The sequence below is a fragment of the Actinocorallia sp. A-T 12471 genome (assembly GCF_033875155.1).
Classification (GTDB): Bacteria; Actinomycetota; Actinomycetes; order Streptosporangiales; family Streptosporangiaceae; genus Actinocorallia.
Genome location: NZ_JAWZTE010000001.1, coordinates 913,477 through 926,682, shown reverse-complemented (window position 1 = coordinate 926,682; position 13,206 = coordinate 913,477). Strand labels below are relative to the sequence as shown.

The 13,206-nt window shown below is 71.6% G+C and carries 9 protein-coding genes; 5 read left to right on the top strand and 4 right to left on the bottom strand.

The features are described from left to right. Window positions 1-5: 5 nt before the first annotated feature. The 4 genes from R9X44_RS04385 to R9X44_RS04370 all read right to left on the bottom strand — a co-directional run bounded on the left by R9X44_RS04385 (window position 6) and on the right by R9X44_RS04370 (window position 5,039). Window positions 6-785 carry an electron transfer flavoprotein subunit beta/FixA family protein gene (locus R9X44_RS04385; protein ID WP_319812635.1) on the bottom strand — a complete coding sequence of 260 codons (780 nt, stop codon included), beginning with the start codon at window positions 783-785 and terminating at the stop codon, window positions 6-8. A 267-nt stretch (window positions 786-1,052) separates the two neighbouring features. Beyond that, window positions 1,053-3,023, bottom strand: a complete 1,971-nt coding sequence (locus tag R9X44_RS04380) for a bifunctional serine/threonine protein kinase/MFS transporter (RefSeq protein ID WP_319812634.1) — start codon at window positions 3,021-3,023, stop codon at window positions 1,053-1,055. 154 nt (window positions 3,024-3,177) lie between these two features. After that, on the bottom strand, window positions 3,178-4,113 hold the full coding sequence (locus tag R9X44_RS04375) for an acyl-ACP desaturase (protein ID WP_319812633.1): 936 nt from the start codon (window positions 4,111-4,113) through the stop codon (window positions 3,178-3,180). Between the two features lie 179 nt (window positions 4,114-4,292). Then, entirely contained in the window at window positions 4,293-5,039 is a 747-nt protein-coding gene (locus tag R9X44_RS04370; protein WP_319812632.1) for an SDR family oxidoreductase, read from the bottom strand. Window positions 5,040-5,613: 574 nt separating this feature from the next. Between R9X44_RS04370 and R9X44_RS04365 the strand changes: the two genes are divergently transcribed. The 5 genes from R9X44_RS04365 (at window position 5,614) to R9X44_RS04345 (ending at window position 13,205) form a co-directional block, all read left to right on the top strand. Beyond that, entirely contained in the window at window positions 5,614-9,054 is a 3,441-nt protein-coding gene (locus tag R9X44_RS04365) for a DEAD/DEAH box helicase (RefSeq protein ID WP_319812631.1), read from the top strand. After that, window positions 9,054-9,815, top strand: coding sequence for a hypothetical protein (locus R9X44_RS04360; RefSeq protein WP_319812630.1), 762 nt, complete (start codon window positions 9,054-9,056; stop codon window positions 9,813-9,815). Before R9X44_RS04365 ends, R9X44_RS04360 begins: the two co-directional genes overlap by 1 nt. Before the next feature lie 530 nt (window positions 9,816-10,345). Beyond that, window positions 10,346-11,071, top strand: a complete 726-nt coding sequence (locus R9X44_RS04355; protein WP_319812629.1) for a glycosyltransferase family 2 protein — start codon at window positions 10,346-10,348, stop codon at window positions 11,069-11,071. After that, complete coding sequence (locus R9X44_RS04350) at window positions 11,068-12,138, top strand: GNAT family N-acetyltransferase (protein WP_319812628.1); 1,071 nt, start codon at window positions 11,068-11,070, stop codon at window positions 12,136-12,138. The genes R9X44_RS04355 and R9X44_RS04350 overlap by 4 nt, the downstream gene beginning before the upstream one ends. After that, window positions 12,135-13,205: a glycosyltransferase family 2 protein gene (locus R9X44_RS04345; protein ID WP_319812627.1), complete on the top strand. Its 1,071-nt coding sequence runs from the start codon at window positions 12,135-12,137 to the stop codon at window positions 13,203-13,205. Before R9X44_RS04350 ends, R9X44_RS04345 begins: the two co-directional genes overlap by 4 nt. Window position 13,206: the final 1 nt, after the last annotated feature.

The following is a 13,206-nucleotide window of genomic DNA, read 5'->3' as shown; positions in this document are numbered from 1 at the left end:
TCCCCTTACACGAACTTCTTGCTGGCGAGGAAGTCGGCGACCTTCACGCCGCCGTCACCCTCGTCGCTGACGATCTCGCCCTTGGCGCGCGCGGGCGCCTCGGCGTGGTCCACCACGGTGGTGTAGGCGTTCGCGCCGCCGACGAGGGCGGCGTCGAGGCCGGCGTCGGCGACCGACAGGGACTCGACCGGCTTCTTCTTGGCCGCCATGATCCCCTTGAAGTTCGGGTAACGCGGCTCGTTGATCTTCTCCACGACGGAGATGACCGCGGGCAGCGCCGCCTCGACCTTGTCGAAGCCGGTGTCGGTCTGCCGCTGGACGGTGACCGCGGTGCCGGCGATGTCGACCTTGTTGGCGAGGGTGAGCTGCGGCCAGCCGAGACGCTCGGAGAGCATCGCGGCCAGGACGCCGGTGCGGGCGTCGGTGGACTCCGAGCCGAGGATGACCAGGTCCGCGCCCGAGCGCTCCACGAGCTGCTTGAGCGCGTAGGAGGTCTGCAGGGCGTCGGAGCCGACGAACGCGTCGTCGACCAGGTGGACGGCCTTGTCGGCGCCCATGGCGAGCGCCTTGCGGATCGACTCGGTGGCCTTGGCCGGACCGATGGTCAGGACGGTCACCTCGCCCCCGTGGGCCTCCCTGATGGTCAGCGCCTCCTCGATGGCGTACTCGTCAAGCTCGTTGATGACGCCGTCCGCAGCCGCGCGGTCGAGGTTGTTGTCATCGGACTTCAACTTACGCGGGCTCTCCGTGTCGGGAACCTGCTTCACGCATACGACGATGTTCATGGCCGCTGGCCGACCTCCCTGCACTTCATCTCTGGGGCTGACTGAATCCTGCGATGGCTACAGCCTGCCAAACGCCCGAACGTCCTTCGGATCCGGGGGTCGATCAGACCGTACCCCGATGTTACTCACCAGTAGCGCGCACCCGGAACCGAGGGGGCCCCGTGCAGGGGATCTCGCGCGTAACGGTGGCGGGGATCACACTAACGCGTGCGGCGGAGTGCCAGCGGATCTTGGGTCCGCGAGGCACCCCGCCTGGGCTCGCCGCGCTCAGCTGAACTGCCGGATCCAGCCCCTGACGGTGCTGCGGGCGTCCTCGAGCCAGTTCGCGAACGACCCGAACGCGCCGGGGTCGGGCACCGCGTTGTAGACCATCAGCACGAGCACCGCGACGGCCGCGCCGACGCACAGCACGGCGATCATCGCGGGCTCGCGGCGCGGCAGGACGCCGCCCCAGATCCTGGCGAGCTGCCGCCGGGTGGCGGTGCCGCCCATGCCCCAGAACTGGAGGAAGACCGCGAGGACCACGCCGACGGCGACCGAGGTCGTGCCGCCCTGGCCGAACCCGACGAGGACCGCCGCGAGCAGCATGCCGAGCACGAGGTTGGTGAGCGCGATGATCGCGGTGCTGATCAGCGTGCGCGGCAGGTGCAGCGGGGTGCGCAGCAGCGTCCCCGCGAGGTCGGAGTCGCGCTCGCCGCGCCGCGTCCTGCGCGACTCGGTGCCCTGGGCGGCCTTGTCGCCCGCGCGCAGCAGGGTCGCCGCCCCGAACGCGATCACGAACGCGGTCGCCGGCACCGCCCAGGCCAGCGCGAGCATCCCGACCAGCAGCAGGAAGCCGAGCGCCTGGTACAGCCCGAAGGGCTTGGGCTCCTCGGCGCGCGGCCTGTCCTGGTCGGCCTGGGTCTCCGGCGCGCGTCCCGCGGCCTGGTCGCCGCCCCACTGCTGCGGCTGGCCCTGCTGTCCGTGCTGGGGCTGGCCGTGCTGGGGCTGCTGCGGCTGGTACGGCTGCTGGTAGGGCTGGCTCGACCCGTACGGGTTCTGCCCGCCCCACTGCTGGTCGGCTTGGGTCGAAGGCGGGCCGTACAGGGACGACGGCGGAGGCGGCGGCGCGTACGGGCGGTCGTCGCTCGTGGCATACGGGTCGTACGGCTCGTACGGGTCACTCCCGGTGAACCGCCGCGTGTCGTACATGTCCGGCTGCGGGGGTTCGGGCGGCGGCGCGACCGGCGGGATCTGGCCGACGAAGTCGCTCGGCTGCGGCATCCGCGCGTTGCCCGACGGCTGGCGCGGGATCTCCCGCATGTCGCGCGGCGGCGACACCGGCGGCTGAGACACCGGCGGCTGCGGGGTCGGCGTGGGCGGCTGGCGGTGGACCGAGCGCGAGTTGTCGAGCAGCGTCTGGTCGAACATCGTCATCTCGAGGTCGATCCGCTCGACCAGGCCCGCGACGTGCTTGGCGGTGGGCCGCTCCGCCGGGTTCTGCGCCATCGCGCCACGCAGCAGCGGCAGCAGGGGCGGCGGCACCCCGTCGAGGTCGGGCGTGCCCTGGATGATCTTGGCGAAGATCTGCTCGAAGGTGCCGTTCCCGAACGGCGGCCGCCCGGTGGCGGCGTAGATCACCGTTCCGGCCCAGGCGTGCACGTCGGCGGGGGCGCGGAAGTCCTCCCCGCTCAGCAGCTCGGGCGCGAGGTAGCCGGGGGTGCCGATGACCATGCCCGCCGAGGTCAGCCGGGTCGCGTCGACCGGCTGGGCGATGCCGAAGTCGATCAGGATCGGGTCGCCGTTCCCGGCGAACATCACGTTTCCCGGCTTCAGGTCGCGGTGCACGATGCCCGAGGCGTGGATCGCCGCCAGGGCCTCGGCAAGGCCCCAGGCCAGCCGCTTGAGGGCGAAGCCCGACAGCGGCCCGGAGTCGTCGATCGTCTGCTCGAGGGTCTTGCCCGCGACGTACTGGGTGACGATGTAGGGCGGGTCGTGGGTGACGTCGGCGTCCACGATCTGCGCGACGTAAGGGCTGCGGACCCGTCGCATGGTGTCGACCTCGCGGGCGAGGCGGCGCAGCGCTGTCTCGTCGGAGCCGCCGCGCAGCAGCTTGACCGCGACCGAGCGCCCGGCCGGGTCGGTTCCCCGGCGCACTACCCCCATGCCGCCCTCGCCGAGCAACTCGGCGAGCCGGTACGGGCCGATGCTCTCCCCGGACGTGGCGCTACTCCGATCGCTCCGGCCTTGCTGGCTCATCGCGGTCAACCCTACCCCCCGGAACATCACGGCCGGGGCGGGCGACGACGAGGCCCCGGCACCCGTCCCAAGTGAGACGAAACGCCGGGGCCTTTGGTTGCGTCAGCGTCGATTCCCGTGGATATCGGGCGGAAACGACGGGTCAAGCGGTGCGTCAGGCGCCGCGCGCGGCGATCCTCGCCCGCCGCGCCTCGCGGCGCTCCTCGAACTTGGTGGCGGCCTCGTCGAGCGCGTTCATGAACTCCGCGAGTTCCTCGCGCGCCTTCTCGCCCTCGCCGTCCAGGCCCTCGAGCTCGAAGACCTTCCACTTGCGCAGGACCGGCATCAGCACCTCGTCGTGGTGCAGGCGCAGGTCGTAGATGCCGGCGTTGGCGATCGCGACGGACTTGCGGAGGAACCCGTCGATCGTGTAGCCGGGCATCTGGAAGCCCTTGACGACGTCGGACACGGCCCGCATCGCCTCGTTCGGCGCGACCTCGAAGGACGCGGCGAGCACGTTGCGGTAGAAGATCATGTGCAGGTTCTCGTCGGCGGCGACGCGCTGCATCATCTGCTCACACAGCGGGTCCTCCGACGCCCTGCCGGTGTTGCGGTGCGACACGCGCGTCGCCAGCTCCTGGAAGGAGACGTACGCGACGCCGTGCAGGACCTTGTCGCCGTGGTCGGGCTCGTAGCCGATCTCCATGTGCTGCATGCGGGCGCGCTCGAGCAGCACGGGGTCGACGGCGCGGGTCACGGTGAGGAAGTCGCGGATGACGATGCCGTGCCGGTTCTCCTCGGCCGTCCAGCGGTTCACCCACTGGCCCCACGCGCCCTCACGGCCCATGATCCGCGAGATCGCCGAGTGGTAGCCGGGCAGGTTGTCTTCGGTGAGGAGGTTCACCAGCAGGGCCTCGCGGGCGGCGTCGCTGACCTTGGAGTCCTCCGGCACCCAGTCCTCGCCGCCGAGGAACTCGAAGTCGCGGCCCTTGCTCCACGGCACGTACTCGTGGGGGAACCACTCCTTGGCCATCGACAAGTGCCGGTTCAGCTCTTTCTCCACAACCGGTTCGAGCTCGTTCAGCACCTTGATGTCAATAGCTTCCGGCATACCTGGACCTTTCCGGATCTGTGTTGATCGGCCAGGGCGGAACCCCGGGCCCGGGCGCCCTCGCGCCGAGCGCCCCGACGACAGCGTCGGATGTGACGATGGTCAACATGCTAGGCCGGAAGGGGCTCGGCCGATATGAGCGGCGGCTACAACTCCTCCGGGCGGGCTTTGGGGGTAGCTCACAAGTCCCGCGCGCCCTCCGCCGCCAGAAGACGCCGCCACAACGCCCCCGCGACGGCCCGCCGCACGGCGGACGGCGTCAGCGCGAGCACGGGGACCAGCGCCCGGTATTGGGGGCCCGGTACGCATCTGTCCTTGCCGCGCGCCACGGCCGCGAGCCCTGCGGCGGCCACCTTGTGCCGCGCCAACCAGACGAGGCCCGTCGGCGTCTCCTCGTCGGTCCTGGTGAAGCCCGGGCACAGCGCCGTCACATGCACGCCGGACGCCCGGGCCTCGGCGTGCAGGCTCTCGGTGAACGACGTCACGAACGCCTTGGACGCCCCGTACACGGCACTTCCCGGCGACGGCGCATACGCGGCGACCGACGCGACGTTAAGGATGCCCCCGTGTCCCCGCGCGGCCATCGGCCCGAGCGCGGCATGGGTCAACTCCGTCAACGCGGCCACGTTGAGCGCGATCTGACGCCGATGGTCGTCAACCGCCAGCTCGACAAAGGACCCGAACGCCCCAAAACCCGCATTGTTCACCAGAAGGTCAACCTCGGCGGCCCGCACGCACACGCGGGCAAGGTCGTCGGCGTCGGTCAAATCAGCGGCCATGACCTCGACCCGCACCCCCCTCCCCCGCAACTCCTCCGCAAGCCCCTGAAGCACCTCCCCACGCCGCGCCACAAGCACCACATCAACACCCCGCGCCGCGAGCAGCCGCGCAAAGCTCTCCCCGATCCCGCTCGACGCCCCGGTCACCAACGCCCTCCGCCACATGCGCCCGCACCCTAGTCCCCACCCCACCCCCCACAAAAGCCCCACCAACCAACCCACCCAAATCCCCGCGAACACCCCACCCGCAAGCCCCGCGAAAGCCCCACACGGAAGCCCCGCACGGAAGGGCCCCCCGCGAGCCCCGCGCAGAAGGGCGGCGCGGAAGGGACCCGCGCAAGCCCCGCGCGCAAGCCCCGCGCGCAAGGGAGCCGCGAAAGACCCGCGCGGACGGGCTGCACGGGAGCCCCGCGCAGAAGGGCGGCGCGGAAGGGCGGCGCGGAACGGGCGGCGCGGAACGGGCGCGCGGAAGGGACCCGCGCAAGCCCCGCGTGCAAGCCCCGCGTGCAAGGGAGCCGCGAAGGACCGCGCGGAAGGGCCGCACGGAATCCCCGCGCGGAAGGGCGGCGCGGAAGACCCGCGTGGAAGGGCCGCGTGGAACGGGCGCACGGAACGGGCGCACGGAACGGCCACACGGAACGGCCGCGCGGAAGGGGCGGGCGGAAGGGGGCTGGGGAAGGGGCGGGCGATGTTGTCGGGGGGCGCTGGTAGCTTCGCGGGCATGCTTGTGGCGCACGGGGTTTGGCATGGCGGGGCGCTGTGCCTGTGGGCCGAACATGACGGGGAGCGGGGCTCGGGGGGCGGGGCGCATCCGTTCGCGACCCGGGATTTCTCTGGCACCGCGCTCGAGGGGCGGGTAAGGGGGGCCGCGCGCGTCACGCTGGAGATGCTGTTGCCGAGCGTGGACGGCGCACCGCTGCCGTCGGCCGAGCTCGGGGCGGTGCCGCACCCGGGCGAACCCGTGCTCGCGGCGTGGCAGGTGCCCGCGCTCGTCCTCGACCCGTTCGCCGCGATGGGCGTCCTCAGCGCCCCCTTCTGGCGGCGTCCCGACACCCCGGCGGAAGACCGCGCAGAGGAAAACGACACAGAAGACGAAACCACCCGTACCGAACAGGACGGCACAGAACAGGGCAGCATGGGACAAGGCGGCGCGGAACAGGGCAGCGCGGAACAGGACGGCGCGGGACAAGCCAGCGCGGCACAAGGCGGCGCGGAACAGGACGGCGCGGGACTAGGCGGCGCGGGACAAGCCAGCGCGGCACAAGGCGGCGCGGGACAAGGCGGCGCGGAACAGAGCAGCGCGGGACAAAGCAGCACGGGACGAGGCAGCGCGGAACAGGGCAGCGCGGGACGAGGCGGCACGGGGCAGGGCGGCACAGAGGACGAAGCGCCCCGTAGGGAACAAAGAGGCATAAAACGGGGTGGTGGGGGGCAGGGTGGTGGGGGGGTTGTTGCTGGGAGTGATCTGCGGTTTTTGGCGGTGGTGGCGGAGGACGCGCTGGAGCTGGCGCGGCGGGGGCGGGTGCTGCCCGCGCTGCGCGAGGAGGACCGCGACGTCGTCGCGCACTGGCGCGCGGTCGCCGACCCGGGCAGGCTCGCCCGGCTCGCCGCCGCGATGCCCGCCGCGTGCCGGGCCGCGGTGCCCGGCCTCCCGGCGGCCCGGGTGCTCGCCGAGGCACTTGACGGGCTCGTCGACACCGCGGTTCGGGCCGCCGCGCCTTATCCGCTGCTCCCGGCCCGCACCGGGAAGGCGCCCGAGCGGATTCCGCTCGCGGAGCGCTGGGCGGAGGCGCTGACGGGGCCGTCGGGACTCGTCGTCCGCGAGCCCGGCGACGACCCGGCCGAGCTGCGCGCCGAACTCGACGCGTGGTTCCGCGCCGCGCGCCCCGCCGACGGCCTCCTGAAGCTCACCTTCCGCCTCCTCGAACCCGCCGCCGAAGAAGGCCCCGAAGACGAGCCGCAGGACACGGCGGTGGTCGAGCCGAGGCCCGACGCGCCCTGGCGGGTCGAGTTCCTGGTGCAGGGGACCGAGGACCCGAGTCTGCTGGTGTCCGCGGCGCAGATCTGGGCGGGCGAGGCGTTCCTTGAGGGTGCGGAGGAGACCCTGTTGGCGGGCCTGGGCCGCGCGCTGCGGGTCTTCCCCGACCTCGCGCCCGCGCTCGACTCGCCGGTCCCGGCCGAGCTGCCGGTCGACGTCGCGGGCGCGTTCCGCTTCCTCAGGACCGCGGCCCCGCTGCTGGCGGCCGCCGGGTTCGGCGTCCTGCTGCCCACCTGGGCCGGCCGCGAGAAGCTCGGCCTCAAGCTGCGCACCGAGGACCCGGCCGCCGACGGCGACGGCGCGGCCGCGAAGTCCGGCTTCGGCCTAGGCGACCTCGTAGAGTTCCGCTGGGAGGTCGCGGTGGGCGAGGAGACCATCGCCGAGGACGACCTCGCCGAGCTCGCCCGCCTGAAGACCCCCCTGGTCCGCCTGCGCGGCCGCTGGGTCGAACTCGACCCGGAACAGCTCGACACGGCCCTTGACTTCCTGCGCCACGGCGGCTCGGGCGCGATGACGGCGGGCCAGGTCGTCCGCGCGGTCATCCATGCGGGCGAACAGTCACTCCCCCTGGTCTCGGTCGAGGCGGCCGGCGCACTCGGCGACCTGCTCTCCGGCGAGGCCGACCGCCGCATCACCCCCGTCCCCACCCCCGAGGGCATCACCGCGACCCTGCGCCCCTACCAACAACGCGGCCTGGCCTGGCTCTCCTTCATGGAAGACCTCGGCCTTGGCGCCCTCCTAGCCGACGACATGGGCCTGGGCAAAACCCTCACAATCCTCTCCCACCTGGCCCGCACCACAGAACCCACACCCCACAGTCCCGGAGGGACTGTGGGGAAGGGGGGGCCGACGCTTGTGGTGGTGCCTATGTCGCTTGTTGGGACTTGGCGGCGGGAGGCTGGGCGGTTTGCGCCGAAGTTGCGGGTTCATGTGCATCATGGGGCGGGGAGGCACAAGGACACTGAGGGGTTTGTTGCTGCGGCGTTGGCTGCTGATCTTGTGTTGACGACCTATGGGACTGCGGCGCGGGATGTGGAGAGGCTTGCGGCGGTGGGGTGGGCGCGGGTGGTGTGTGATGAGGCGCAGGCGTTGAAGAACAGTTCGACGCGGCAGGCGAAGGCGGTCAGGTCGATTCCCGCGCGGAGCAGGATCGCGCTGACCGGGACCCCCGTGGAGAACCATCTTGGCGAGTTGTGGTCGGTGATGGAGTTCGCCAATCCGGGTCTGCTCGGGCCCAAGCAGGCGTTCCGCGAGCGGTTCGCCGCGCCGATCGAGGCCGAGGGCGACGAGGCCGCGGCGGCCGCGCTCCAGCGCGCTACCCGTCCGTTCATCCTGCGCCGCCTCAAGACCGACAAGTCGATCATCTCCGACCTGCCGGAGAAGCAGGAGATGAAGGTCTACTGCACCCTCACCGTCGAACAGGCGTCCCTCTACCAGGCGACGGTCGAGGACATGCTGGAGCGGATCGCCGAAGCGGACGCGCGCAAGCGGCGCGGGCTCGTCCTGGCGACGATGGCGCGCCTCAAGCAGGTCTGCGACCACCCCGCGCTGCTGCTGAAGGACGGCTCGCGCCTCCAGGGCAGGTCGGGCAAGCTGGAACGCCTCGAGGAGCTGTGCGGCCAGATCCTCGACGCGGACGAGAAGGTCCTCGTCTTCACCCAGTACGCCGAGTTCGGCACGATGCTCCAGCCCTACCTGGAGACGCGGCTCGACCGTCCGGTGCTGTGGCTGCACGGCGGCACCTCACGCGACAAGCGCGACGCGATGGTGCAGCGGTTCCAGGGCGAGGAGGGCCCGTCGGTGTTCCTGCTGTCGCTGAAGGCAGCGGGCACCGGCCTCACCCTGACCGCCGCCAACCACGTGGTCCACTACGACCGCTGGTGGAACCCGGCCGTGGAGGACCAGGCGACCGACCGCGCGTTCCGCATCGGCCAGACCCGCGACGTCCAGGTCCGCAAGTTCGTGTGCGCGGGAACGATGGAGGAGCGCGTCGACGAGATGATCGAACGCAAGAAGGCACTCGCCGAGGCCGTCGTCGGCACCGGCGAGGACTGGCTCGGCGAGCTGTCGGTCGCCGAGCTGCGCGAGGTCCTGACGCTCTCCCCGGACGCGGTGGGCGGCTGATGGCACGCCCGATCCGCGTCCGCAAGGTGACCCCGCGCGCCGACGCCCCCGCCGCCGAGACCTTCTGGTCGCGCAGGTTCCTCACCGCCCTCGCGGGCTTCGTCGGCACCGCGGCCCTCGCGCGCGGCGTCGCGGCCCGCGACCGGGTGCTGCGCCTCGACGTGCGCGCCTACGAGGTGACCGGCCTCGTCCAGGGCGCGCGCGAGGAGCCCTACCAGGTGACGCTCGGGCTGCCGGAGATCGAGGGCTGGGACGAGATCGAGGGCGAGCTGGCCCGTCGCGCGGTCGTGCGGGCGAGGATTCTGGGCGGCGAGCTGCCGCGCGAGGTCGAGCGGGTCTTCGCCGACTGCGGCGTCCCGCTGTTCCCCGAGTCCCCCGAGGACCTGCACGTCATGTGCGACTGTCCGGACTGGGGCGGCAGCTGCGACCACGCCCTCGCCGCGCTGGCGATGCTCGCCGAGGCGTTCGACGACGACCCGTTCCTCATCCCCGCCTGGAACGGCAGAACCGCCGACGAGCTGAAGACGGCGCTGCGCCGCCGTCCCCGAACAGATGACGCGGCCGAACCGGAGGGCCCCCCGCTGCGCGCCGAGGGCTTCTGGACGCCGCCGTCGGGCCTTGCCGCGCTGCGCGAACGCACGCCGACCCCGCCCGCTCCCCCGGACCTGCTGCTGACCCTGCTCGATCCGCCGGACGTCCGGGTCCGCCGCCGCCACCTCACCGACGTCCTGGCCCCGGTCTACCGGGCCCTCGGCGACTGACTCCCGCCCGGGCCCGCACCGGCAAAAGGGCAGGCTGAAGCGCACGCGTTCCAGGAGTTCATGCTCAGGTCGGGCGCTCGGTACACCCGCGAGATTCGCACAAAAATCTGGCGACGGCGTCTCGTGGTGGTTCCTGGGGGATTGATCGTCCCGAAACTTTCTCCGGGAAGGGTCGGGGACCTTTTCGGCGATGGTTCCAGCCGTAATTCGGTCCCGAAATGTGCCTGGCATACCACCATTAACCGCCCATTTCCATAACGCCTGAGGCTACCAACCCGTTGTAGTGGACCCCTGACTGTCCGCATCTAACCGCTGGTCGTAGGATGGCCAGCGTCACCTAAGGGATGGCCTTCCGCGTACATCTGAACATCATGAGGGTGGCCTACATCAAACACAGCAGATACCCACTCCGCACGGGGGCCCTCATGAACACCCAGCACTCCCTCGGGCCGGCGATGCTGTCGCAGACCGCCCGACGCAACCGGCTGGACCTGTCCAGGCGGCGGACCCAATGGCCCACGGTCACGGCCGTGATCCCGACCCTTAACGAAGCCGACAACCTCCGATGGCTCCTGCCGCGGCTCACCGCGGTGGACGAGGTCGTCATCGTCGACGGAGAGTCGACCGACGGCACCGTGGAGATCACCCGGCTGCTGCGGCCCGACGCCGTCATCATCGTGGAGCCCCCGACGGGGAAGGGCACCGCGATGCGCACCGGGATGGCCGCCGCCACGAGCGAGGTCATCATCATGCTCGACGCGGACGGGTCGATGGACCCCGCCGAGTTCGACAGCTTCCTGTCCCTGCTCTGCCGCGGCTTCGAGTTCGTGAAGGGGTCCCGCTACAACTGCGGCGGCGGCTCCGACGACCTCACCTGGCTGCGCGACAAGGGCAACCTCTGGCTCACCCGCTTCGCGAACCTGCTCTACGGCCAGAAGTGGACGGACCTGTGCTACGGGTACGTCGCGATGCGCCGGAACGTGGTCGAGAAGCTGCAACTCCAGTCGACCGGCTTCGAGATCGAGACCGAGATCTGCGTGAACGCGGTCCGGGCCGGGCTCAAGGTGGCCGAGGTGGCAAGTCATGAGTCTCATCGGCGATTCGGCGAGTCGAACCTCAACACCTTCCGGGATGGTTGGCGGGTGCTGAAGACGATGATCCGGCTCCGGTTCGCCGGCAAACTCGACAATTCCCACCTGAGTCCCACCTTTGAGCCGGTCTCCGTCGGCAGTCTGGCGGCGGCGAGGGCCAAATGAGGACGCACGTCGTCCGGCCGTCGGAGCTGGGCGAGGCCGAGCTCGGGCGGTGGCGTGAGCTGCGCGCCAAGGACCCGGCGCTGGCCAACCCGTTCCTCGCGCCGGAGTTCACGCTGGGCGTCGCGCGGTTCCGCGACGACGTGCGGGTGGGCGTCGTGGAAGACGGCGCGGGGGTCGCCGCCTTCTTCCCGTTCGAGCGCCGCGGGGGCGGCGTCGGCCATCCCGTCGGGTTCGGGCTCACCGACCTGCAGGGCATCGTGGCCGACCCCGCCCTCGACCTGCCCGCGGGCGAGCTGCTGCGCGCCTGCGGGCTCGGGGTGTGGGACTTCGACCACCTGATCGCGGCGCAGCGCATGTTCGCGCCGTACCACAAGGTGGTGCGGGTGGAGCCGATCATCGACCTGGCCGGCGGCTTCCCCGCGTGGGAGGCCGAGGCCAGGGCGATGGCGCCCAAGACGCACAAGACGATCCGGTACAAGGAGCGCAAGCTCGGCCGCGAGGTCGGCGAGGTGTCTTACGAGTTCGCCTCCACCGACCCCGAGGACCTGCGCCTGCTCATGCGGTGGAAGTCCGCGCAGTACCAGCGGACGGGCCGCACCGACAGGTTCACCAGGCCGTGGATCGTCGCGCTGCTGCGGCACTTCCACGAGACGGGCTTCGGCGCGCTGAGCGTGCTGCGCGCCGGGGGCCGTCCGGTCTCGCTGCACTTCGGCCTGCGGGACGGGGCGTCGATGGCCGGGTGGTTCCCCGCCTATGACACCGCGTTCGCGCGCTACTCGCCGGGGATGATCGGCCATCTGCGGCTCGCCGAGGGCGCGTCCGCGTCAGGTCTTGACGAGATCTGGATGGGCCGCGGCGGCAAGGAGTTCAAGGAGTGGCTGAAGAGCCGTGAGATCCCCATCGCCGAGGGCCGGGTGGCCCGTCCCTCGGCGGGGGCCGCCCTGCACTGGGTCAGGCACGTGCCGCTCAACCGGCTGCGCGACAAGGCGCTGGACAATCCGGCGTTCTACCGGCAGGCCGACCGGGTACTGAAGGGCTACGCCAAGCTGCGGGGGCGATCCGCGTGACGAGCATCCCCACGAGCATCCCCACGAAGATCTCAGTGGTCATCTGCGCCTTCACCGACCGGCGCTGGGAGGACGTCCTGGCGGCGGTCGAGTCGGTGCGCAGGCAGCGGCATCCGGCGCACGAGATCATCCTGTCGGTCGACCACAACACCGAGCTGTACCGGCGGCTGAGCGAGACCCTGCCGGACGTGCGCGTGGTGGAGAACGCCGAGGCGCGCGGCCTTTCCGGCGGCAAGAACACCGGGGTCGCGCTTGCCGAGGGCGACGTCGTGGCGTTCCTCGACGACGACGCCGTCGCCGCGCCCGGCTGGCTCGAGGCGTTCGCGGCGGCGTATGCCGCCGACCCCCGGGTGCTGGGCGTCGGCGGCCGGACGCTGTCGCTGTGGCCGGGCTCGCCGTCGTCGGCGGAGCTGCGGACCCAGTTGGAGAAGGGAAGGCTTCTGCGGATCCAGACCGGAGACCCCCATCTTCACCCCGACTCCGCAGAAGCCTTCACCGTCGAAACGGGCCGAAGGCCGCGATGGTTCCCCGATGAGTTCGAATGGACGGTAGGCGGAACATACCGGGGCATGCTGCCCGGTCCGGTCCGCAACGTCCTGGGCGGCAACGCCTCGTTCCGCAGGGCGGCGTTCGAGGTCGCTGGCGGGTTCTCCAGCGACATCGGCCGCACCCACGCGATCGACCGGCCGCTCGGCTGCGAGGAGACGGAGTTCTGCATCCGGCTCGGCCAGCGCAGGCCGGACGCGGTCCAGCTCTTCGAGCCCGCCGCCGTCATCTGGCACCGGGTCCCGGCCGAGCGCACGCGCTTCGCCTACTACCGGTCGCGCTGTTACGCCGAGGGTCTGTCCAAGGCTCTTGTGGCGTCCATGGTCGGCAGCCAGGACGGCCTGTCCAACGAGCGCGCGCACGCGTTCAAGACGCTGCCCACGGGGGCGCTGCGCGGCGTCGGCGAGGCGGCGCGCGGGGACGTCGCGGGGCTCGGCAGGGCGGGGGCCATCACCGCCGGCCTGGCGTTCACCGCCACCGGGTACCTGGTCGGCAGGCGCGCCGTCCGCAAGGGGGGTTGAG

Excerpts from the sequence above, each read along its gene's own strand:
- R9X44_RS04360 (WP_319812630.1), top strand. The coding sequence starts at position 9,054 with ATGGCACGCCCGATCCGCGTCCGCAAGGTGACCCCGCGCGCCGACGCC.
- R9X44_RS04375 (WP_319812633.1), bottom strand. The coding sequence starts at position 4,113 with ATGCCGGAAGCTATTGACATCAAGGTGCTGAACGAGCTCGAACCGGTT.
- R9X44_RS04385 (WP_319812635.1), bottom strand. The coding sequence starts at position 785 with ATGAACATCGTCGTATGCGTGAAGCAGGTTCCCGACACGGAGAGCCCG.
- R9X44_RS04380 (WP_319812634.1), bottom strand. The coding sequence starts at position 3,023 with ATGAGCCAGCAAGGCCGGAGCGATCGGAGTAGCGCCACGTCCGGGGAG.
- R9X44_RS04350 (WP_319812628.1), top strand. The coding sequence starts at position 11,068 with ATGAGGACGCACGTCGTCCGGCCGTCGGAGCTGGGCGAGGCCGAGCTC.
- R9X44_RS04365 (WP_319812631.1), top strand. The coding sequence starts at position 5,614 with ATGCTTGTGGCGCACGGGGTTTGGCATGGCGGGGCGCTGTGCCTGTGG.